General features: G+C 36.2%; 18 protein-coding genes. 11 read left to right on the top strand and 7 right to left on the bottom strand.

Translation table 11 applies throughout. The features are described 5' to 3' along the window. Positions 1–191: 191 nt before the first annotated feature. Positions 192–1259, top strand: coding sequence for an OsmC family protein (locus ACM9HF_RS14795; RefSeq protein WP_473610380.1), 1068 nt, complete (start codon positions 192–194; stop codon positions 1257–1259). On the opposite strand, the gene ACM9HF_RS14790 is transcribed toward ACM9HF_RS14795, so the two are convergent. Beyond that, positions 1256–2164 carry a LysR family transcriptional regulator gene (locus tag ACM9HF_RS14790; protein WP_473610376.1) on the bottom strand — a complete coding sequence of 303 codons (909 nt, stop codon included), beginning with the start codon at positions 2162–2164 and terminating at the stop codon, positions 1256–1258. The two genes, ACM9HF_RS14795 and ACM9HF_RS14790, sit on opposite strands and share 4 nt — an antisense overlap. Positions 2165–2491: 327 nt before the next feature. On the opposite strand from ACM9HF_RS14790, the gene ACM9HF_RS14785 reads away from it, so the two are divergent. Next, on the top strand, positions 2492–3367 hold the full coding sequence (locus ACM9HF_RS14785) for a helix-turn-helix domain-containing protein (protein ID WP_473610372.1): 876 nt from the start codon (positions 2492–2494) through the stop codon (positions 3365–3367). A gap of 81 nt (positions 3368–3448) precedes the next feature. Next, entirely contained in the window at positions 3449–4378 is a 930-nt protein-coding gene (locus tag ACM9HF_RS14780) for a helix-turn-helix domain-containing protein (protein ID WP_473610368.1), read from the top strand. Between the two features lie 32 nt (positions 4379–4410). Here the strand turns inward: ACM9HF_RS14780 and pobA are convergent, their stop codons facing one another. After that, the gene (pobA, locus tag ACM9HF_RS14775) at positions 4411–5592 is read right to left on the bottom strand and encodes a 4-hydroxybenzoate 3-monooxygenase (protein ID WP_473610364.1); all 1182 of its coding nucleotides are present in this window, start codon (positions 5590–5592) and stop codon (positions 4411–4413) included. Positions 5593–6196: 604 nt separating this feature from the next. Between pobA and ACM9HF_RS14770 the strand changes: the two genes are divergently transcribed. The 3 genes from ACM9HF_RS14770 (at position 6197) to ahpF (ending at position 10324) form a co-directional block, all read left to right on the top strand. After that, positions 6197–7681 (top strand): aldehyde dehydrogenase family protein, encoded by a 1485-nt coding sequence (locus tag ACM9HF_RS14770; RefSeq protein ID WP_473610361.1) that lies wholly within the window; start codon positions 6197–6199, stop codon positions 7679–7681. Positions 7682–8040: 359 nt separating this feature from the next. Continuing rightward, the gene (ahpC, locus tag ACM9HF_RS14765) at positions 8041–8610 is read left to right on the top strand and encodes an alkyl hydroperoxide reductase subunit C (protein ID WP_473610358.1); all 570 of its coding nucleotides are present in this window, start codon (positions 8041–8043) and stop codon (positions 8608–8610) included. A 109-nt stretch (positions 8611–8719) separates the two neighbouring features. Continuing rightward, complete coding sequence (ahpF, locus tag ACM9HF_RS14760; RefSeq protein ID WP_473610355.1) at positions 8720–10324, top strand: alkyl hydroperoxide reductase subunit F; 1605 nt, start codon at positions 8720–8722, stop codon at positions 10322–10324. A 126-nt stretch (positions 10325–10450) separates the two neighbouring features. Here the strand turns inward: ahpF and ACM9HF_RS14755 are convergent, their stop codons facing one another. The 3 genes from ACM9HF_RS14755 to ACM9HF_RS14745 form a co-directional block, all read right to left on the bottom strand. Beyond that, positions 10451–12238, bottom strand: coding sequence for a putative bifunctional diguanylate cyclase/phosphodiesterase (locus ACM9HF_RS14755; RefSeq protein WP_473610351.1), 1788 nt, complete (start codon positions 12236–12238; stop codon positions 10451–10453). Between the two features lie 317 nt (positions 12239–12555). Then, the gene (locus ACM9HF_RS14750; protein ID WP_473618315.1) at positions 12556–13287 is read right to left on the bottom strand and encodes a haloacid dehalogenase type II; all 732 of its coding nucleotides are present in this window, start codon (positions 13285–13287) and stop codon (positions 12556–12558) included. Positions 13288–13464: 177 nt separating this feature from the next. Next, positions 13465–13746, bottom strand: coding sequence for a metal/formaldehyde-sensitive transcriptional repressor (locus ACM9HF_RS14745; RefSeq protein WP_473610347.1), 282 nt, complete (start codon positions 13744–13746; stop codon positions 13465–13467). 100 nt (positions 13747–13846) lie between these two features. Between ACM9HF_RS14745 and dmeF the strand changes: the two genes are divergently transcribed. After that, entirely contained in the window at positions 13847–14815 is a 969-nt protein-coding gene (gene dmeF, locus ACM9HF_RS14740) for a CDF family Co(II)/Ni(II) efflux transporter DmeF (RefSeq protein WP_473610343.1), read from the top strand. Between the two features lie 65 nt (positions 14816–14880). Here the strand turns inward: dmeF and oxyR are convergent, their stop codons facing one another. Beyond that, entirely contained in the window at positions 14881–15777 is an 897-nt protein-coding gene (gene oxyR / locus ACM9HF_RS14735) for a DNA-binding transcriptional regulator OxyR (protein WP_473610340.1), read from the bottom strand. 128 nt (positions 15778–15905) lie between these two features. Between oxyR and ACM9HF_RS14730 the strand changes: the two genes are divergently transcribed. The 4 genes from ACM9HF_RS14730 to ACM9HF_RS14715 all read left to right on the top strand — a co-directional run bounded on the left by ACM9HF_RS14730 (position 15906) and on the right by ACM9HF_RS14715 (position 19938). After that, on the top strand, positions 15906–16328 hold the full coding sequence (locus ACM9HF_RS14730) for a CBS domain-containing protein (protein WP_473610336.1): 423 nt from the start codon (positions 15906–15908) through the stop codon (positions 16326–16328). Between the two features lie 235 nt (positions 16329–16563). Then, positions 16564–17376 (top strand): formate/nitrite transporter family protein, encoded by an 813-nt coding sequence (locus tag ACM9HF_RS14725; RefSeq protein ID WP_473609669.1) that lies wholly within the window; start codon positions 16564–16566, stop codon positions 17374–17376. A gap of 145 nt (positions 17377–17521) precedes the next feature. Continuing rightward, a complete protein-coding gene (locus ACM9HF_RS14720; RefSeq protein WP_473610332.1) occupies positions 17522–19225 on the top strand; it encodes a bifunctional protein-serine/threonine kinase/phosphatase in 1704 nt (567 codons plus the stop codon). A gap of 197 nt (positions 19226–19422) precedes the next feature. After that, the gene (locus ACM9HF_RS14715; protein ID WP_473610329.1) at positions 19423–19938 is read left to right on the top strand and encodes a DinB family protein; all 516 of its coding nucleotides are present in this window, start codon (positions 19423–19425) and stop codon (positions 19936–19938) included. A 26-nt stretch (positions 19939–19964) separates the two neighbouring features. Here the strand turns inward: ACM9HF_RS14715 and ACM9HF_RS14710 are convergent, their stop codons facing one another. Then, positions 19965–21734 carry a bifunctional lysophospholipid acyltransferase family protein/GNAT family N-acetyltransferase gene (locus ACM9HF_RS14710; RefSeq protein WP_473610325.1) on the bottom strand — a complete coding sequence of 590 codons (1770 nt, stop codon included), beginning with the start codon at positions 21732–21734 and terminating at the stop codon, positions 19965–19967. Between the last annotated feature and the right edge of the window lie 132 nt (positions 21735–21866).

Raw genomic sequence — 21866 nt, 5'->3', positions numbered from 1 at the left:
CCTTATTTAAGTAAAATTTTATCAAATTAAAAACACTAAAACCTTTGGAGAAAATCATGTCAAACAAGGTGAAGAATCTTTTATTGGAATGTGGTAAACCACTAATCTTTAAAGTATCCAATGCTGAAGAAATTGGATTGCAAGCTGCTGAACCACGCTTAGGTGAAGATCTCCGTACTATAGTAAATTCTATGACAATTTTTCAAAAAGAAGCTTTAGTAACTTCTGCTCGAACCGGCAATACTTGGAGAATGGCCAGCGATGAAGGGGCCTATTTAGACGGCACTGACACGGCCCCTGCTCCACTGTGTTATCTCACTGTTGGAATGGTTGCCTCCTATATGAACGAAATAACCGCACTAGCAAAAATTAGAGATATTACCATCAACAATATTCGATTAATCCAAGACAATTATTATCGAATGGATGGTAGTATGGTAAAAGGTACTATGGAAGCCAGTGCACATGACGTTGATTTGGAAGTTCAAATAGACAGCGATGTTGATCAAAATACCTTGTTCCGCTTGGTTCAAGATGCAACGGCAGCCTCTCCATTAAATGGCTTAATGAGAGGTCAGCATGAAAGTTTATTCACCTTATCTCACAATGGTAGTGAAATAGAAACACAAAATGCTTTAACTATGGGCCAACCTGCCGAACCAGACCCGGGAGTAACCTTAGATATTGTGACCCCCTGTGAAGGTGATTGGTCTAAGCATTGTGTTAAAGGACCGATGACACCAAAACATCAACATTCTGTTACGGGTAAAAGCGCTTCGTTGCAAGATAAACAACAGCGGTTATTACATTTAAGAGGTATATGTACTATACGCCCTGACGGTATTAAAGAAATAGTACAGTACCTTTATAATCCACATGGCTCTGTATTTACTTTACTCTGTGAAGAAGGCCCAGAAAACGGGGGGCAAGGGAGAGCACCTGATGCCACAAGCTATATTTCCGCAGGTATTGGCTTTTGCTTTATGACCCAGTTTGGTCGCTATGCAAAAATGAATAAAAAAGACCTTAGTGCTTACCGTATTATGCAAGATTCACATTTTACTTTGGGAGGTGCTTCCGGTGGCACCGGAAAGCTGGGTCAGGCAGATCCATTAGAAACCCATGTATATTTAGAAAGTAGTGAATCTGATGAGTTTGCACAAAATATTCTCGATGTTTCTGAGAAGACATGTTTTCTGCATGCATTCTGTCGGACAAACTTAAAAACCAAAATAAGTATTAAACGCTTTTCAAATTAAACTGAAAAATTAATAGCAGCCAATTCGTTTCGCAACCATTGATGTAGTGGTTCGTTCTGGCTCCTCTCATGCCAAATTGCTTTGATTGTTACTGCATCAGTTTCTAATGGACATGGTAGAATAACATGACCATTTTGCTCTTGCTCTATTTGAGCTAAAGTACGCGGAATGGTAGCAATCAATTCAGAATCTTTTAGGAAAACCCCCTGAGCAAGCATATCATCGGCATAAAAACCAATCACTCTAGCGGGTAATTTACACTTACTGAGTGCTTTTGAAATAGGGTCATCTTTCTCTTCTAATAAGGTATTTTTTATATGGCGATACTTTAAAAAATTGTCGATACTCCAATGAGAGATCGCAGGATGGTTTTTATCAACCAAGCAAACACGATCTTCTGTTACAATTTTACGTTGCATCATTTGGTTAGGTGCTTGATGCCCTGCGGCAACAATTAAATCCACAGCCCCTTTGTCTAACTGCTGATAACTGTATTCTGAAATAGCATGAGTTTCAAAAATCAAATTAGGCGCAACTTTATTGATCCTTTTAAAAAAAGGAGCTAAATAGCTAGAAATAATAAAACTATGAGTTTGCAGCCTAAAAACACTATTTACTTTCGATGGTTCAAAGTATTTCGGCGCTAACAAAGTACTTATATCACTGAGTATAGAATTGAGGTCACCAGAAAGAGCTAATAACCGCGCTGTAGGTTCTAATCCTTTCGCCGTTCGAACAAACAATGGATCATTAAAGGTGTTGCGTAATCGACTTAAAGTATGACTCATCGCTGACTGACTTAAATGCATACGTTTAGCAGCCCGACCTACATGTCGCTCAGATAGTAGAGCCTGCAATGACTTTAACAAGTTTAAATCAACCTTTTCAATATTAAATTCATTCATATTAATCTCCACTAAGATTGATGAAAATAATTATGTAAAACTCTCTAAGATAACTCAATACATTTCAATAAAAAATTAAATGAATAAATTATTACATTGTACTACTAACCATGACTACTTTTTAAAACAGATTTATTAGCAAGCCAAAAGTTAAAAAAATATCGTTAAGCCCACAATTTACTAGCCCAAAACCTATTTCTTTTTAATTTCATAAGCAATGATATTTTTATATGAAAAGTAGCTACTTAGAACAACTCTAGTTTGAAATTAAAAAATATGAAAGGCATAATAGCGCTCACTGTATTAATTAAAAAAGATCAAATTGCAATGATAAAAGATCGCAATCAGCTAAACACTGAAACATTAGATGAAAACGTAAAACTACAATCTAAAAGTGTACAATCTTTAGTTCGCGGACTTAATATCTTAGTAGTTGTAAATGAAAAAACACCGGCTACTGTAACACAAATTGTTGCAAGTACTGGTCTACCAAAAGCTACCGTTATTCGTTTACTAAAAACACTTAGCAATGAAGGGTATATCTCTATGGATCGCACCGCTGGGGGATATAAGCCACTACCTAAAGTTCGCCTTCTTGCCAGCCCTATGATTGCTGATAATAATTTTGCTGTTGCCGCTAGAAATTACCTCAATGATTTTGCTCAAACAGTGAAGTGGCCGACTGATCTTCTTATACTGGAAGGTGCTGCTATGGTTGTACAAGCATCAAATAGAGATACGGCACCTATTTATCTAAAACGATTCGAACAAGGGCGTTTTTCTTTATTATCATCTGCTAGTGGTCTAGCTTATTTATCAGCAACAACAATAACTAAAAGACAAAAAATGATAAACGCGGTCGCTTCTCTAATGAAAACAGATGATGAAGCAAAACAGTTAGTAGATAAGGCGGTTCAAGAAATAGAGATCATTCAACAGAGAGGTTATGCAATAGCCGATTATCATTCTCCTATTGATGGAATTAGAGCAACAGCAATCCCTTTAGTTACTGATAATGTGCCTTTTGGCGCTTTAGCTATTTTATATCTTCGTGATGCAGTATCTGAAGAACAACTTAATGATTTTCTTTTACCTCAGTTACGTAAAACAGCGCTAGAAATTTCTAGATTATTTAGCCAACACGGTAACATAATGAATTTAGCTCCTGTTGTGACAACTAATAATCATGTAATAGAATCTTAATTTAACTTCTTGCATCTCGTTTAATTCCCCCCGCTAATGAACTAGTGTTAATATTAAAAGTTTTTAATAAAGGCGAGTCAAATGCAAAAGGCCATTCCTAACTACCGTATTTATGGTGATTTTGACACCGATTTTTCGTTAAACCCTGTTTATATTGATGATATTAAAAGCTCATCAGCGCTTAATAACTGGATTATTGAACCTCATCGCCACGATGATCTATACCACCTAGGCTATTTTTTTTCAGGTGGCGGTTCAATGCAAATACGCGGGAATAATTACACTATTACCTCCCCAAGTTTTTGTATTATTCCTGCGGGCGATGTGCACCGCTTTAATGTGCAAAATGATATTGAAGGTATCATGATAACAATATCAAAAATATATATGGATCAGCTGTTAGTTAATGCAAAATCAAGTCAAAAAATACTTGATCAACCTTCCTATATTAATAACGATGAACAACCAGAATTAAGTGAGGTTATTGCCCCCTTATTTAGACAATTACGAGCAGAATATTCTGGTCGTCAACCAGATCGAAGCTTATCAATTCAATGTTTACTCGGACTTATTTTAACTCGCATAACTCGATTAATACTTCAAGGAGCTCATAATGATAAAGGCGCCTATCAAGAGGATAGAAGCCTGTGGCTCTATCGAAGTTTTCAAAATATGATTGGCTATCCTCTTGTCGCAAAAAAATCAGTACCGGAATATGCCGCACAACTTCGAATTTCAGCAACCCATCTCAATAGGATCTGTCAAGCTATTGCAGGAAAGTCGGCTTTACAAGTGATTCATATCCGTATTATCAGTGAAGCCAAAATAAATTTAGCTTATACATTTCAATCTGTATCAGAGGTCGCATATCGCTTAGGATTTGAAGATGTTAGCTATTTTTCACGTTTCTTTAAAAAACAAACGGGCATAACCCCAAAAAAATTTAAAGTTAAAGTGAGGCGCCAACATCATATAAATGATGATGTTGGCAACGAAGATAAACTATCTTAATTTACTTAAGAATGGAGGGTATATTAGTTCAATTAATCTAAACCAACAAAGTTTTCTGCTATCGTGGTTTGGCCTGCTTTTGAGCTCGCCAAATAACTAATTTCAGCTAATTGCATTTTCATGGTAATAGGGTTTTCATCAAGTCGATGGAACAATTTAGTCATAGACCAAGAAAAGCGTTCTGCCTTCCAAATACGATCCAATGCTTTAGCAGAATATTGAGCTAAATGTGATGCGTCATTTTTTTGGTAACGTACGACCAATGCGTCAAATAGTTCTTTTGCATCACTCGCTGCTAAATTCAGACCTTTAGCACCTGTAGGTGGAACTATATGAGCGGCATCTCCTACTAAAAATAAATTACCAAAACGAAGAGGCTCACAAACAAAACTGCGTAATGGCGCTATACTCATTTCGAGTGCAGGACCAGTAACCACTTTATCAGCAATATCATCGGGTAATCGTCGTTTTAATTCTGTCCAAAACCTATCTGCTGACCAATCTTCTATTTTTTCATCTAAAGGTACTTGAATATAATATCGGCTACGGGTTTTTGAACGCATACTACAGAGAACATAACCATCTTCATGATGTTGATATAAGACCTCATGACTTACTGGCGGAACATCAGCCAAAATACCAAGCCAACCAAAAGGATAAGCATATTCATATTCTGTTATTTCTTCTCTTGGAACTGATTGACGTGATACACCATGATAGCCATCACAGCCGGCAATATAATCACAACTCACTTCATACTCTTCGCCGTTATGGGTAAAGCGTACTGTTGGCGTATCTCCGTATATATTATCTGGAGTAACATTTTCAGCGTCATAAAAAGATATAGCATCACTGGCATTGCGGGCATCTAAAAAATCTTTAGTTAATTCTGTTTGGCCGTATACCATCATAATTTTACCGTTAGTAAGCTCAGTAAAAGGTATTCTTTGCCTTTGGTTATCATTTCCCCAGACCATAGTAAAACCTTCATGAATCAAGCCTTCATGATCCATACGCTGATTAACACCTGCTTCCCTAACAATATTAACCGTACTTTGTTCAAGCACACCTGCACGGATCCGTCCAAGAATGTAATCCTGACTTTTATTATCGATAATTATGTTATCAATACCTTGATTTTGTAATAGTTGTCCTAGGAACAAACCCGCTGGACCAGAGCCAATTATGACGACTTTTGTATTTAACTTTTTCATATATTTCACCGTACAGTTGTTGTTTAATTATATCTCTATTATTGCAATAAAGAGTTTTAAAAATAATGCAGCAATGATTATTTTATTGGTACTTATCGAACATACAAATAAAAAACCTCTTGATAAAAAGTGTTTTTCATTTAAAAAACATCACTCTAAAAGCACACCAAGAAAAACATAAATAATTGAAATAAAAAACAAATAATAAATTAAATTAATATTTTAAATTATAATACAACATATTATTTACTCTAAGGAGTACCTTACAACTAGGACATTAAGAACACGTGCTATTTTATAAAAATATACTCGACATATTCTACTTAAACATCTAAGCGTACTTAATTATATACTAAAAAAAGAAAAGGTCCACCATGCGGACCTAGGTCTATTAATTGACATTAAATAATAATAATGTTTAACTTTAATTTAATTAAAGGAGTTTATTTAAATTTAATATTTAACTTCTATTGTTTAAGAGAACGATATTTTGGACTCTCAGACAAACTGTTATTACCTTGATAATAAAAATAAAACGACCAAAAAAATTTACTTACTAAAATACATAAAAATCATGTTGAATAATAAATAGAGGGGATAAATAATGACTTCAAATCAAAAAACAACACATACCCAGCTGTATATAAACGGGCAGTACACACAAGCTATTTCAGGTGAAACATATAAAATTTATAATCCTGCGCAACCTGATGAATTAGTAGGTCATGTTGCAAGTGCAGGTATTGAAGACGTTAATTTAGCATGTAAAGCAGCAGAAACAGCTATGCCTACTTGGGCGCGTTTAAGCTATCACGAACGAGCTGACTACCTATTAAAAATAGCAGATAGGCTAATGGCTGATAAAAACGAATTACAAAATCGAATTCAATTATTTACCCGAGAACACGGTAAAATACTTAAAGAAGCTGGTTTAGAGATGACTCGTATTAGCGACCGTTTTCGAGAAGTAGCAGCTTACGCAGATCGTTTATCCCAAGATGAAAAATTATCAGGTCCTCCTTTTGATACAATCATTACGCGCCAGCCAAGAGGTGTAGCCGCTTTAGTGGTACCTTGGAACTGGCCAATTTCCATATTAGGTGCCAAGCTAGGACAAGCGTTAATTGCAGGTAATACTGTAGTAATTAAACTATCGAAAGAAGCAGCAATGGCTCCAGCCAAAGCTATAGGTATAATGGCTGAAATTTTACCACCAGGAGTTATTAATCTACTTACAGGCTCTTCTGAAAACATTGGAGACCCACTATTAAGTCATCCAGCGATCAGAACGATCAACTTTACTGGTAGTATAAATATAGGCAAACATGTCATGAAAGTTGCTGCAGAAAACTTAGTTCCAGTCACACTAGAGCTAGGAGGTAACGATGCAGGATTAATTTTAGAAGATGCTAAATTAGATACTGAGGCTTTAACTAAAATGTATCTTGCTTCATTTATGTCTGCTGGACAAATTTGTATGGCGCTAAAACGTATCTATGTTCATCGTTCTCGCTATCAAGAATTGGTAGATGGCTTAACGGCTATTGCTTCTAAACAGGTTATTGGTGATGGTACTTTGCCTGAAACCACTATGGGGCCATTAAATAATAAGAAACAATATAGTATTGTTACAAGTATGATACAAGAAGCGAAAGATGCTGGCGCAGAAGTGCTTGAATTGGGTCAAGTACCTGATCAAGCACTATATAATAAAGGTTACTTTCAAAAACCAACCTTAGTATTAAACCCTGATATTAATTTACGTATAGTCAAAGAGGAGCAATTTGGTCCTGCTGTACCTATTATACCCTTTGACACTATTGCAGAAGCCATCAGTTTAGCTAATGATTCTGAATTTGGATTATGTTCATCAATTTGGACAGAAGATCGCAATACAGCACTTGAAATAGCACCTTTACTTCAAGCTGGCTATACTTACCTCAATGGCCATGGCCCATTAGCTCAAGATGGCCGTGCTCCGTTTGGAGGGCATAAACATAGTGGTATTGGTCGCAATTTAGGCTATGAAGGTATCATCGCGTTTCAAGAATTTCATGCAATTTCGGCCCCTAGTGGTTGGTTATTTTAAAAACTATTTAACCTACAGGCAAACAAACTCGTTTGCCTGTTGAGTTCTCACCTTATATCTATATCAAAGAGCTAGCTCCATACCACTAAAGCTCAATTAAAGAAAAGCCCCTTAAACTTATATTAATTCACTAAATCTTTGCTAAAAATAGAACTACAGAAGGCTAGATTTTTAATTTAATGACGGCCAGCTCATTACTAATGGTTTTATCTTCGTTACTCCTTTAACGATAGATAAAAACTATCGTTAATATTGTTTTATTCAATTATACCTATCAAACATCATTCCATATACTTATCCCAACTTAAACAAAAGCACTGAACAAAACGTTCAAACTTACATTAACTTTGGAGAGCAACATGACTCAATCAATTATCAACTCAAAATTACTTCCATTTAAAGCAACGGCTTATAGCAACGGTGATTTCATTGAAGTAAGTGACGCTGACTTAGCAGGAAAATGGTCAGTAGTATTTTTCTACCCTGCTGACTTTACCTTTGTATGCCCTACAGAATTAGGCGACATGGCTGACCATTACGCACAACTTCAAGAAATGGGCGTTGAAGTTTACTCAGTATCAACTGATACACACTTTACACATAAAGCATGGCACGACAGCTCAGACACTATTGGCAAAATTCAATACCCAATGATTGGTGACCCAACAGGAAGAATTACACGTAACTTCGGTGTAATGATTGAAGAAGACGGTTTAGCACTTCGCGGTACATTTGTAATCAACCCCGAAGGCGAAATTAAAATTGCTGAAGTACATGACTTAGGTATAGGCCGCTCTGCTAAAGAATTAGTTCGTAAAATTCAAGCAGCGCAATATGTTGCAGCGCACGACGGTGAAGTTTGTCCTGCAGCTTGGGAGCCAGGTTTAGAAACATTAGCACCTTCTTTAGATTTAGTTGGAAAAATTTAATTAGTCTTTTTTCCAATAATTACAAACCTTGTTTTAACCTTGTTTACTGTGTGTAAAACAAGGTTTGAATCTTTACTTTACATAGCAACATTCGCTAAGGATTTTCAACATGTTAGATACAAAATTAAAAGCCCAATTACAGAACTACCTACAAAATTTAACGTCGACAGTTGAATTAGCAGTGTTTCTAGATGACGGCGCAAAATCAAAAGAATTAAACGAATTAGTGCAAGAAATAGCAACCATGTCACCTCTTATCCAACTAGTAGAACTCGATGGTAGCAACGAACGTGCTCCGTCAATGCTAGTAAGGTCCGTAACCAACAACACTGAAATACGTTTTGCTGGGATCCCAATGGGACATGAATTTACCTCACTGGTATTAGCCTTATTACACAGTGGCGGACACCCAATAAAATTAAGTGAAGAAATTATAGAACAGGTGCGTAATTTAGAAGGCGAATATGCCTTTGAAACCTACGTATCGTTAAGCTGTCAAAATTGTCCTGATGTTGTGCAAGCACTCAATATGATGTCAGCAATTAATCCACAAATTACCAATGTAATGATAGATGGTTCTGTATTCTCACAAGAAGTTTACAGTAAAGATATTTTATCTGTACCTGCGGTTTATCTAAACGGACAGCCGTTTGCTCAAGGCAGAATGTCGGTGATAGAAATACTCAACAAAGTTGATGTAAATGCAGGTTCGCGCCAAGCAGACGCTATTAATAAAAAAGAAGCATTAGATGTATTAGTGATAGGTGGCGGTCCAGCGGGTGCATCTTCAGCTATTTACAGCGCTCGTAAGGGGATAAAAACAGGTGTAGTAGCCGACCGTTTTGGCGGACAACTACAAGACACCATGGCCATTGAAAACTTTATCTCGGTTAAAGCAACCGAAGGTCCAAAACTGGTTGCCAGCTTAGAAGAACACGTTAAAGAATACGACGTAGACATTATGAATGGTCAACGCGTTAAAAAGATCATTAAAAGTGATGTAGTGGGAGGACTGCTCCAAATTCAGCTTGAAAACAACGCCATTCTTCAAACTCGTTCGGCCATTATTGCCACAGGTGCAAGATGGAGAGAAATGAACGTACCGGGCGAGCAAGAGTACAAAGGTAAAGGCGTAGCCTATTGCCCACACTGTGATGGCCCATTATTTAAAGGTAAATCAGTTGCGGTCATTGGTGGTGGTAATTCAGGCATAGAAGCCGCAATCGATTTAGCGGGTATTGTAAGCCATGTAACGGTTTTAGAGTTTGATTCAAGTTTACGAGCTGATGCGGTTTTACAAAACAAAGCCCGATCATTAGGCAACGTGGAAATTATTATGAATGCACAAACCACCGAAGTATTAGGTAACGGCAATCATGTAACAGGCCTTAACTATTTAGACCGCCAAACCAATGAAACCAAAAGCCTTGAGCTAGCGGGTATATTTGTACAAATTGGTTTAGTGCCTAACTCGCAGTTTTTAGAAGATACGGTAGATTTAACACCTCGTGGCGAAATTATTACTAACAGCCATGGAGAAACAAGCGTTGCAGGTGTTTATGCGGCAGGTGATGTAACTCACACACCTTACAAGCAAATCATTATTGCAATGGGAAGTGGTGCAACAGCAGCACTAGGCGCTTTTGATTACTTAATTAGAACGCCAAATGCAGCTGAAAAAATAGTGATTGAAAAAGAAACTCAAGCAGCTTAATTAAGTTCGCTCAGTTAAGCTAAGGAATCAATAGCTATAACGTTATTTTAATGGAAGTAAGGTATATAACCCGTTACCAATCAAGAGGCTATTTCAGAGCACCTTGAATGATAACGGGTATAATTATTAAGTATCAGCATGTACGAGAAAATGCACAAAATCTTGTTCGGTTAGCGGTTTAGAAAACCAATATCCTTGAAAGTACAAACAGCCATTATTTTTCAACTCAATGTATTGTTGTTCCGTCTCAACACCTTCGGCTACTACATCAAAATTATGAAGCTTAGCAATAGATAAAATAACATCAGACATTCCTCTAAGCGGAGATAAATTTTCCATATCTCCACTCACAAAGCTTCTATCTATTTTTAAACAATTTAAGGGATATTTTTTAAGTTGATTAAACGAAGTAAAACCCGTACCAAAGTCATCTAAAGAGAGCCTAAAGCCTATTCTTCTTAACGATACTAATATTTCTATTACCTGTAAATCAGTCTCTACTAGGCTCGTTTCAGTAATTTCCAACTCTATTTTGTATGGGTCAATGCTATATAGGTCAACCAATTTTTTTATTCGAGGTACAAACTCTTTATTGCGCAGTTGATTGGATGAAATATTGATCGAGAAAAAATCAATGTTTGATGACTTTAATACATCGATTTTAGTAATAATATTAAATGATTCATTAAGTACCCAAAAATCTATTTCTTCTATTAAACCATAAGACTCAGCTACAGGAATAAATATATCGGGACCATATTCAGAAAGCTCTGCTCTATCACACCTAAGAAGCAATTCAGCCCCAGAAATTTTTTTAGTACTACTAAATATTGGCATGAAAACCATATGAAACTGGTTGTTTTTAAGTGCTTGAGCTAATTCCTTAACTATATATTTTTGCTCTACAAACTGTTGACCTAAAGACTCCTCAAATATTTGTACGTTATTTTTACCAAGCTGCTTAGCATGTCTCATGGTCATATCTAAGTTATCTATGATATTCGTAAACTTTCCATTTAAACGGTTTGTTCGTACAACAGCAACAGAAGCAAAAATTTTAGTTGGGTTCTCTGACATAATTGACAACTGACTAACGGCTAATTTTAGCTCGTCAACAAGTGGAATGATGTCTAGTTCTTCAGGTAAGTTGGTTAAACCAATGATAAATTCATCACCAGAAAGCCTTGCTATACATTGTGATTTCGCGCGTTGAATTGTTGCTTCTTTTTCTATGATATTCAGCAATTTCCCTGCAAGTTGCTGAATCAACTTATCTCCTGTATCAAACCCAAAAGTATCATTAACTATACGAAAATTATCAATATCTAAAGTAATAGATGTAATAGACATAATGCTGGTATTTACATGACATTCATCTAGCCACTCATTATACCCATGACGATTGGCTACACCTGTTAGCGGATCTTTTTTGGATTCTTGGTCTCGTGCATCTTTTTGATGCCTTGAAAAATAAGCAGAATATGCTGTAAAAATAATAGTTAACATAAAAGACGAAGCAAGTTTTAAGGTATCAAGCTCCTCCCCATGCAAAATAGTCAGCGCCAAAAAGACAAATATAGAAGGTATTGAAATTAATAACGCCAACCGAATAGAAACTAAAAAGAAAAGCCCTACAATTGACGGAAACGTATAAAAAATACCATGGATACCAACATAATAACTAGCTAATGCTAAGCAGCACCACATCGAAATAATAATGCTAGTGAGATTTTTATTACTTATTTTATTATCTTTAATATTTTTAAAGTTAATAGCAAAAACAATTGAAGTACTCACTAATGAAAACGCTAATAGAAAATTCCCTTTTATGAAATGTACAACAGCAAATATAACGACGGGAATAAAACAAAGAACTAAAAACAATCGAGAATGACGCTGATTTAATACGAGCATCTGAGAATATTATCCTTAAAAAAGAGGTCCTTTTTGTGAAGCAACGAGTATATAGTAACAAATATTTCAAATGCAAATTAATTGCAAAACCATTGCTTAGCGCGGGTTTAAATATAAAGGCATACCAACATTAATCATATATACCAGAATCGATTTTATTTACGCTATAAAAAGTAAACAACAGCACTTAATGCTTGGCATTTTTTACTATTCGAATTCAGCAGATAAAATAGTTGGGGAGAAGGAAACTTAAGCGGTTTAGTTCATCGAATAAAACAGCTTAAGTTTTTAATTAAAAAGCTTCCTTAGTATTACTATTATTTAAACTTACTAACAATACTTGCCAGCTCGTTTATATCAAGCACGCTATAGTCAGGTTTTTCAGCCAGAGGAAATAACACCTTACCTTGGCGACGTACAAAAGCCGTTTGCAAGCCCGCCTTTTCAGCACCCGCAATGTCCCAACCATGTGCAGCAACCATTAATGCTTCATTAGCATTAATTCCTAAATTTTTAATTGCCCATTGGTAAGTAGTTAAATGTGGTTTGAATACACCAACAGATTCAATACTTAAATTTTCAGAAAAATACTGACTTAAATTAGCATTTTTAAGCTGTAGCTTAACCCCTTTTAACGACGAGTTCGTTAGCGTAACTAACTTATAACCTTGCGCTTTTAATTTTGCTAAGCCTTGTTCAACATCAGGATGCGCAGGTAACGAACGTAGTGGTGTTAAAATAGCATTTTTTGCTTCTTCTTTAGTAATAGTAATATCATTAATTTCAGCAACCATTTGTAATGAAGCAACCCCGATATTACCAAACGTTTGATAATCTCCAGTAGCAGAAACCACTAAAGAGTGATGTAACATAGTTGAAAACCATAAGGGTAATAAATCTTCACGACCATTTAGCGCTTTGCCAACTGATGCTTTCATATTTTCAAGATCTAATAGTGTTTCATTAACATCAAAAATAATCACTTTAGGTTTAACTAATTGTGCCTCTAATTTGTTGTTATCATTGGCTAACACATTACTACTTAACATAAAAAAAGCGGTTGCTAGCACCGATAAAAAACGTAATCTCATAAAACCTCAGGGTAAATATTATTAAACAAAATAAATGTGTGAGAATACTAACATTATTTCTTGAATGATTGTTCAAGAAGTTTTAAAAAATATGAATAACAAATGTAAGTAATAATGAACTAAATAAATTTTCTATTATTTCATATAACTTTTTAAAATTGAGATCACTTGTTCTACCTCTTCTCCCCGTTGCTCTGGAGTTATATCTTCAGCCCCTAAATGTTCTCGTAAATGACTTTCTAATACTTCTTTCATCAAGCCATTAACCGCACCTTTTAATGCCGCTATTTGTTGTAAAAAAGCCACACAATCAGGCGTGTTTTCTAACGAATTCTCAAGAGCAATCGACTGTCCTTTAATTTTTCGAATACGCGTGAGTAGTTTCTTGTTTTCTGCTGGATTATGAGTATGTGCCATAATATATTTTCTATGATTATATACTGGGGGGTAGTATACTTCTTTCATTAAACATTAATCAACTTAGCTATTTTAATTGGTAAATAAAGGAAGAAATAGAGTGAGCGAGTCTAATACACAATTCTGTCATTCTCATGATCTTGGCGTAAATAATTCACAAAACATGCACAAAGTTAAAATCGTTTTTTGGTTAACTACTGTGGTTATGTTCCTCGAAATTGGCGCCGGCACATGGACAGGTTCTATGGCCTTGCTTGCCGATGGTTGGCACATGGGTACTCACTCAGCAGCTTTTCTTATTACTATTTTTACTTATACCTACGCGAAAAAGCATGCGCAAAATAAGTCGTTTAGTTTCGGCACAGGTAAAGTTAATTATTTAGGTGGTTTTGCCAGTGCTGTGGCTTTAGCCATTGTTGCACTTATGATGGTTATTGAGTCTGTTCAACGACTTATCGAACCACACAATATTCATTTTAACGAAGCAATTATTGTAGCTATTATTGGCCTTTCAGTTAATGTGCTATCAGTATTTATTCTTAAAGATGATCACCATCATCACCACCACGGGCACGATCATGACGACCATGAGCACCATGAACACGGACATGACCATCACGCTCATCAACATGGCCACAAACATGGCCACCAAGATCACAATATCAAAGCGGCTTACTTCCATGTTTTAGCAGATACATTAACTTCAATACTTGCCATTGTTGCCCTATTAATTGGTAAATACATTGGCTTAACTTGGATGGACCCTTTAATGGGCATAGTGGGTGCCTTGGTTATTTTTCATTGGTCTTTCGGTTTGATCAAAGAATCAAGCTCTGTGCTGTTAGACAAATCAGTTAAGGTGTCTACCTTAGAAAAAATAGCCGAAGCCGTAAGTGAAAAAAATGCGATTGTTAAAGATCTTCACGTTTGGAAAATAGCGACATCGCACCAAGCTGCCATTCTTACAGTGAGCTCTACCGAAATTATAGATACTCAAGATTTTAAGAAACTCATCTTAAAATTTTTACCACATGTTTCTCATGTAACGGTAGAAATCGATAATAGCTAGCTTTAGCCAATAGCAAAATATCTTAGGGTCTGTTTAATGAAATAAGCAGACCCTATTTACTCTTATTATATCACCCCTTTCATTGATGCTTTAACGCTACTCACTACCGCTCGAATACATTCCATTCTTGAATAACCAGACCTAAGCATAAGCGATATTTGTCGATGAGGTTTAGGATGAGTAAAAGGTACGTAGTTAATTGTGCTGTTTGAGTCTGTATTTATTGTTGCCAGCTCTGGTAGCAAGGTGATCCCCATATTACTTGAAACCATATGTCTTAAGGTTTCTAAACTAGTGGCTTGAAATCTATGGTCTTCTTTAGCGCCAGCAGTAAAACAAAAACCTAAAGCTTGGTCGCGTAAGCAGTGGCCATCTTCTAGTGTGAGTATTTCGTAATTAGTTAATTGATCTAAACTCACCGTTTTTTTAGCCGACAATGGATGTTCATTTGAAGTAGCCAAAACTAAAGGTTCTTCAAATAAGTCGTATCTATCAAACTTATCCATCTCGTCTAACCAAGGTAAAATAAGTAAATCTAGCTTGCCGTCGTCTAGCGATTTTAAAAGATTTTTGGTTTTATCTTCATGTAAATAAAAATTTATTTTCGGCAGTTTTTCATTTAAATCTTTCATGATATGAGGCAATAAATACGGCGCTAATGTAGGTATTAACCCAATATGTAAATCGCCTGAAAAGGGATCTAACAAAGCTTTCGCTGAAGCTTCAAAACTTTGTGCGGCTCTTAATACATTACGTGCTTCAGCCACTAAACGCTCACCTGCGGGTGTTAACATTACTTTTCGGGTTTGGCGTTCAACTAAAACAAGTCCAAGCTGCTCCTCTAACTTCATAATTTGACCACTTAACGTCGGTTGGCTAACAAAGCATGCTTCTGCCGCACGGCCAAAATGTCTATGTGTATCAATAGCATCTAAGTATTCTAAATCACGAATTTTAATCATAGTAGCTCCAACTTTAAAAACGGCCTTTATTGATAGTTAAATCCTATCACATAAATAAAATCAATCTATTTTAACTATACCACAGTAAGCCATATGATAACCGTACTAAAACAAACGAGGTACATATTATGGCTGAAGTAACGGTAAGAGAATTTATGTTAGAGCATCCACTAACAATCAAAGGTAATACGCCTTTAGTGATTGCGGTTGAATTGTTAATAAATAAGAAATTAGCCGGTTTAACTGTGGTTAATGAGACAAATGAAGTAACAGGGTTTATCTCTGATTATGATTGTCATAAAGCCATGCTAATGAGCAGCTATCATTGCGATAATCCAGTATCAGTTGGTGATATTCAACATACGAATTTTGTAGCGATTAATCCTGACCACGGTATATCAGACATTGCCATTAAATTATTGAAAGAGACATCAAGCTTATATTTAGTCATTGAAAATAAACAATTGATCGGTACGTTAACAAGACACGACATTTTAAATGCATTAAACAAAAACTTAACGCTATGTTCAAAAATACCAGTAAACCGATAGCAACAAATAATAAATGCTTTTATCTATCTGTCATAAAAAGATAAAGGCACTTATTTTATGTTCCGCTTTAGTGCAACATTGATATTCCTCCGTCTATTTTAATGCATCCACCTTCATTACATTTATCATGAAATAAACTTTTCCAATAAAAACAGTTAGTTAATCATTTGGTATTAGAATTGCTCTATTACTCACTATACCTTCCAACATATTAATAATTAAGTGAGAAATAATCATGGCTTATATTGAACCCAGTGAATTCGTAACCAAAATGGTCGATTCTGGTGAGCAGAAAGTTTACATGTCTACCAAAGACACTATTATTCGTGCCTTTATGGCTGGCGCTATTCTTGGCTTAGCCGCTATTTTTGCTATTACCGTAGCCACTAAAACTGGCAGCCCTATTTTAGGCGCTTGTTTATTCCCTGTTGGCTTTATTATGTTGTACCTAATGAAGTTTGATTTATTAACCGGTGTGTTTACGTTAGTGCCTTTAGCCTTATTGGATAAACGACCTGGTGTTACCTTTGGCGGCGTTATGCGCAATTGGGGCTTGGTGTTTGTGGGGAACTTTGCCGGTGCGATGACCACCGCTTTCTTTATGTCGTTTATTTTAACCTATGGTTATTCGGCTGATGGTGGTGCTATTGCTGCTAAAGTCGCTTCAATCGGTGAATCAAGAACCTTAGGCTATCAAGAGCACGGTATTGGTGGTTGGTTAACTATCTTTATTCGCGGTATGTTGTGTAACTGGATGGTGTCTATGGGCGTGGTTGGCGCGATGATTTCTACTTCTGCTGGGGCTAAAATGGCGGCGATGTGGATGCCGGTTATGCTGTTCTTCTTTATGGGTTTTGAGCATTCTATTGTGAATATGTTTTTATTCCCATTTTCTATGATAATGGGTGGCGACTTTACCGTTTACGATTATTTATTGTGGAATGAAATTCCGACGGTTTTAGGTAATTTAGCGGGTGGGTTATTATTAGTCGGTTTACCCCTTTATTTAACGCATGTTAAAACATCGCCTGAGCGTAAACTTTCGTAAGGCGCTTTATTAAAAGCATGTTATTAATACAAATGAGTATTTAGCAGTTTCAGGCTTCGTAATTAACTTTACGAAGCCTTTTTTATTTTATCTTTTACAACAAAGCGACTCTGGTAAACTAAGCCATCTTCTTCAGGAATAATACATGAGCAAATCACTGAGTGTCAGTATTGGTGGGGCAACCGACAAGGGCGTAAAAGCCGTTAATCAAGATTTTCTAGGTAGTGTTTCGCCTAAAGAACCTTTGCTCAGTGCTAAAGGTATTGCACTGGCTATGGCCGATGGCATCAGTTCGAGTAAAGTAAGTCAAATAGCTAGCGAAACAGCCGTAGCAAGTTTTTTACAAGACTACTATTGCACCTCTGACTCTTGGTCAGTTAAAAGCTCAGTGCAAAAAGTGGTTAAGTCAGTTAATTCTTGGCTTTATGCACAAACACGCAATAGCCCTTACCGATTCGATAAAGACAAAGGCTATATTTGCACCTTTAGCGCCTTGGTTTTTAAATCAAATACTGCGCATCTATTCCACTCAGGCGATACCCGTATTTATCGTTTATCAGGTGATAATTTAGAACAACTTACTGAAGATCACCGTCGTATAGTGTCGGCAGATGTTACTTATTTAACGCGCGCTTTGGGTATAGATCAAACCTTAGAAATTGATTACCAATCCCTCACCATAGAGCAAGGTGACACGTTTGTTTTAGCGACAGATGGCATATACGAATTCATTAAAAGTTCTGATATTACACAAGCGATTAACAATACTGATTCGTTAAACAGCGCGGCACAATTAATTCTTGATAAAGCCCTTCAACTAGGTAGCGACGACAACCTCAGTATACAAATAGCACGTGTTGAAAACATACCTGAATATCAGCTAGACGAAGTTCATCAACTTACCATGCTGCCGTTACCGCCAAGATTAACGCCACGAATGGAGTTTGATGGTTATGAAATACTGCGCGAAATATACATTAGTAGCCGCAGCCACGTATTTTTAGCTCGCGATAAAGACACCAACGAAACGGTTGTTATCAAAACCCCCTCAACCGAACTACGAAACGACACAAAATATTTAGAACGATTCATGTTGGAAGAATGGATAGCCAAACGGGTAAATAATCCCAATGTAGCTAAAGCGATTGAATCCAAACGTAAGCGTAACTATCTATATTTAGTGACAGAATACATTGAAGGTATTTCGCTAAACCAGTGGATGATAGACAACCCTAAGCCAAAGTTAGAGCAAGTTCGCGACATTATTGAACAAGTAGCAAAAGGACTACAGGCTTTCCATCGCCAAGAAATGATCCATCAAGATTTACGTCCTAACAACATCATGATTGATAGCAGCAATACGGTAAAAATCATTGATTTTGGTTCAACGTTTATTGCAGGAGTGACCGATGCAAACACCGAAGACGTAATGCGCGGTACCATTCGATATTCAGCTCCCGAGTACTTTTTAGGGCAGCTAGGCACGCAACAATCAGACATATACTCACTAGCAGCCATCACCTATCAAATGCTCTCGGGTGAGTTCCCCTACGGGAATGCCATTGCACAAGCAAATAGTCTATCGGCTCAAGAAAGACTAACTTATCGTAGCCTGATCACTAAAGACTCAGAGCTTCCTTTATGGTTAGACTACACTTTAAAACGAGCACTACACATTAACCCATTAAAACGTTATGCCGAGTTATCAGAATTTATTCACGATATTCGTCACCCGAATAAAACCTATTTAGCTAAAACTAAACCTCCTTTAATGGAACGAGATCCAGTAATGTTTTGGCAAGGCATAAGCGTAATTTTGTTTATTATTGTTATCGCTCAAGCGCTATAGATATACATAAGGTAATTTAGAATAAAAACTTGTCACCTTAACTTCATGTTGATGACTTAAAATACAAGTAAATTAACTATTGTAAAAAATTATGAATATTTATTTAAGATAGGCGGTCTTATTTACAGACCTTTGAGAGAATGATCTCAAAAGTACATAAAAAGGTATTACATAAATAACGAGGAATAACCATACACATGCTTACTAGCCAATTAGAAATTCTTGAGCAAGGACGCTTATATCTGAACAGTGTTACACAAGAAGATTATGTAGAAATTATTTCTCCAAACTTTATCAGTTCAGCAGGTTCTCATATCCGTCATATTATTGATCATTACCAATCCGTTATTACGGGAATGGAAACCGATCTTATCGACTACGACTTACGTTTACGTGGTAGCAAAGTGGAAGAAAATCCGCAATTAGCTATTAACAAACTAGATGAAATAGCTGCTTGGATGCAAAACTTAACAAATAGCGATTTAAACCGTATGATTCCTTTATCAACAGAAGTAAGTACCAGCAATAAAAAAGTACAAGTAGTACAAACTACTGTGGCAAGAGAGCTTATTTTTGCAGGTAGTCATGCTGTTCATCATTACGCAATGATCACCCAAATTACCTTCGCACAAAGCACTACCGCCAACACCGCATTTGGTATTGCGCCAGCTACCGCTACTTATTTACGTGAGAAAAACACTGTAGCTCAGTAGTTATAAATAACTCATCGCAATGTTATTTACTCTGACTTATAACTTAAATAAGCTTCTCTGTCTTTACCCAAATACAGCTTCAACAATTTGTCTGGTGCGTTAGGTAAATCAACACTTAGCAATAACCCCGGTGTGTGATTAAAGTTGAGGTCTATCCCCGTACAATGGAAATTAGCTCCCAGCTTGTAGTATTGTTTTAACAATACTGGAATATCTTTCCCGTCAGCTTCTATGCCTTCAACTAATGCTGATAACTGATCTAAATTTACAGTATTTTCATGTAAAAAATCTTGTGCTTCAGGGTGTAAGTTTCCTTTAAACGGAGCTTTAGCTTCAACACCTTCGCGTTTGGTCACCACAATTTCGTCAATTAAAGCTACTGATCTTGGATCGTACAATTTACTTAACGATACTGTGCCGTATAAGGTTCTATATCGAGGGTTTTTACACACATAAGCGCCTATGCCCTTCCAAAGTAATAACAAGCCATGAAAACTGTTTTGATGCTCAGCAACAATAAACGAACGCCCCATTTCTAAACACGGCTGATTTTGGTTAATAAACTCAGGTTTAAAGTTAAACATTTGCGATAAATACAGCTTAGACACATCCGCGTCTTTTTGAAGCAAATCAGTTTGGCCAATACGGTAAGCGCCAATAATTTCTTCATTTTGATGATCGAATATAAATAAGTGCATGTAAGTTGCGTCAAAGTGATCGGTATCGCACGCTTCGCCGCTACCTTCATTAAGTTCTCGAAAGGTTATTTCTCTCAAACGTGTAATTTCTTTCACACAGGTAGGTATTTGATGCTGATAACCGTAATACACGGTAAACGATTTAAACTTAACTAATTGTTGTTCTTCAGGTAATTCGGCTAACTCTTTTGACATTAACCTTTGGTCTGACATAGGAATAATATCTTTAAATTCTGTTACTTCATCGTCTTCTACCCAAGGTGTTAAATAGGTTTCGTCATTTAAATAACATTGTAATCTTACAAACTCGTTCATACGTTTAATACCACTAAATGCGTTAAGCTGTTCAGGCGTAATTAAGTTATTTACTACTAAATTAATTGGGTCTTGCTGAAGTTTTACCATCTCTCTCGCTAGCATGAGCAAACGAAAACGGTAATAAATTTGCCCCATTTTATGAAACAGTTTGCTGTTAGTACCTGAAATAAATACAGGTAAAATTGGCGCTTGCTTTTTAACAGCTATTTGAATGGCAATTCGGTTCCATTCTGCGTCAGCAATACGTTGTTTTTCAGGCTGAAAAAACGATACTCTTCCTGCTGGAAACACCACTAACAAACCTTCGTTTTCAATATGTTTAAAGCATTTTTTTATTGCAGAGGTATTTATAGGTGATTTAGGTTTCAACGGGTTAGCAAAAATAAAATAATCTTCAATTTCTTTAAAAACTTTTAATCCCAAATTCGCCATTATTTTTGTATCAGCTCGAAAGGCAGTTAAAATTTTAGCAATAATCACACCTTCTACCATGCCGTAAGGATGATTACATACAACAATACAGCGCCCTTCTTTAGGAATTTTCGATACAACACCAGCGCCACCAACAATTTGAACGCCTAATTGATTTAATAGTCGCTCAGAGAATTCTTGTTTTTCTAATCCCCATAAATCACCTTTTACATAAAGCTGATGAAGCTTATCAATACCTAATATTTTATCTAGCAAGGGCGAAATAGGCCTTAATATATTGCCTAATAAGGTATCTGGTAGTAGCGACGCTAATCGTAAATCGGAAATGTTTTCATTGGTTTTATTCATAAAGTTCGCTAACAACAGGTCCTAAAATAAATATAAATTCAAGCTTATGCACAAAAGACCGAGTTTTCTATCAAAAGTATTCATTTCTCCTAATTTCTTATTCACTGACAATAATTGTACTAGGAGGTTATC

It is taken from the genome of Colwellia sp. RE-S-Sl-9, from assembly GCF_048296855.1.
GTDB lineage: Bacteria > Pseudomonadota > Gammaproteobacteria > Enterobacterales > Alteromonadaceae > Pseudocolwellia.
Note: the sequence above shows the minus strand (reverse complement) of the source record. Positions and strands in the feature narration are given on the sequence as shown.

Coding starts and splice junctions, on each gene's coding strand:
- ACM9HF_RS14795 (WP_473610380.1), top strand. CDS start 192: ATGACAATTTTTCAAAAAGAAGCTTTAGTAACTTCTGCTCGAACCGGC.
- ACM9HF_RS14790 (WP_473610376.1), bottom strand. CDS start 2,164: ATGAATGAATTTAATATTGAAAAGGTTGATTTAAACTTGTTAAAGTCA.
- ACM9HF_RS14785 (WP_473610372.1), top strand. CDS start 2,492: ATGATAAAAGATCGCAATCAGCTAAACACTGAAACATTAGATGAAAAC.
- ACM9HF_RS14780 (WP_473610368.1), top strand. CDS start 3,449: ATGCAAAAGGCCATTCCTAACTACCGTATTTATGGTGATTTTGACACC.
- pobA (WP_473610364.1), bottom strand. CDS start 5,592: ATGAAAAAGTTAAATACAAAAGTCGTCATAATTGGCTCTGGTCCAGCG.
- ACM9HF_RS14770 (WP_473610361.1), top strand. CDS start 6,197: ATGACTTCAAATCAAAAAACAACACATACCCAGCTGTATATAAACGGG.
- ahpC (WP_473610358.1), top strand. CDS start 8,041: ATGACTCAATCAATTATCAACTCAAAATTACTTCCATTTAAAGCAACG.
- ahpF (WP_473610355.1), top strand. CDS start 8,720: ATGTTAGATACAAAATTAAAAGCCCAATTACAGAACTACCTACAAAAT.
- ACM9HF_RS14755 (WP_473610351.1), bottom strand. CDS start 12,238: ATGCTCGTATTAAATCAGCGTCATTCTCGATTGTTTTTAGTTCTTTGT.
- ACM9HF_RS14750 (WP_473618315.1), bottom strand. CDS start 13,287: ATGTTAAGTAGTAATGTGTTAGCCAATGATAACAACAAATTAGAGGCA.
- ACM9HF_RS14745 (WP_473610347.1), bottom strand. CDS start 13,746: ATGGCACATACTCATAATCCAGCAGAAAACAAGAAACTACTCACGCGT.
- oxyR (WP_473610340.1), bottom strand. CDS start 15,777: ATGATTAAAATTCGTGATTTAGAATACTTAGATGCTATTGATACACAT.
- ACM9HF_RS14730 (WP_473610336.1), top strand. CDS start 15,906: ATGGCTGAAGTAACGGTAAGAGAATTTATGTTAGAGCATCCACTAACA.
- ACM9HF_RS14725 (WP_473609669.1), top strand. CDS start 16,564: ATGGCTTATATTGAACCCAGTGAATTCGTAACCAAAATGGTCGATTCT.
- ACM9HF_RS14720 (WP_473610332.1), top strand. CDS start 17,522: ATGAGCAAATCACTGAGTGTCAGTATTGGTGGGGCAACCGACAAGGGC.
- ACM9HF_RS14715 (WP_473610329.1), top strand. CDS start 19,423: ATGCTTACTAGCCAATTAGAAATTCTTGAGCAAGGACGCTTATATCTG.
- ACM9HF_RS14710 (WP_473610325.1), bottom strand. CDS start 21,734: ATGAATAAAACCAATGAAAACATTTCCGATTTACGATTAGCGTCGCTA.